The following is a 653-nucleotide window of genomic DNA, read 5'->3' as shown; positions in this document are numbered from 1 at the left end:
CCGCACGACCCCGCCGCCTCCTCCGCCGGCCGCACCCCCGGCCGCTCCGGGGCAGCCCGCTCGGCCCGTCGCCGGGGACGCGACGGGATGGTCGATGGAGGAGCGGCTGTACAACCAGGTGTGGGGCATGTTCGAGGACTACGCGCGCACGACGGCCGCCTACCGCAGCGCCGTCGACTTCGCGGACACGCGGATGGAGCGTGAGCTGGACGAGGCGCTCGCGGACCCGCGCAGCCGGATGAGCGGACAGGCCGACAGCGCGCGGGAGGCGGCCCGCGCGAAGCACACACAGCTGGTGGACCAGGCCCGCGAGGTGCTCGACCGGGACCTGGCGCAACTCATCGCCGAGTCCGACATCGTCGAGCCGGCGCTCCCGCCGTCGTACGCGGGCTGGGGCAGCCCCGTCTGGCACGCCTACCGGGTGCCCGAGGAACTGCCCATGGCGCTGCGCCTGGGGGATCTGCGGCTGCCGGAGAACGAGCTGCTGCGGATTCCGATGCTGGTCAGGCTGCCGCTGGAGCGGGGGCTGTGGATCGACAGCGGGGCGGCCTGCCGCTGCCTGGCGCGCTCCTGCCGTTCCCACTCCCTGTGCTGCCGGGCGGCGGCTTCCGCCTGGCGCTGCTGCTGACGCTGCATCTCGGCCCAGACACCGA

At 74.6% G+C, this 653-nt stretch carries 1 pseudogene; it reads left to right on the top strand.

From position 1 onward, the window contains the following. Positions 1–628, top strand: a pseudogene (locus tag ACVNF4_RS36740) (TerD family protein); the annotation flags it as partial. Between the last annotated feature and the right edge of the window lie 25 nt (positions 629–653).

Source organism: Streptomyces sp. S6 (assembly GCF_054880855.1).
This window is presented reverse-complemented; position numbering and strand designations above follow the sequence as displayed.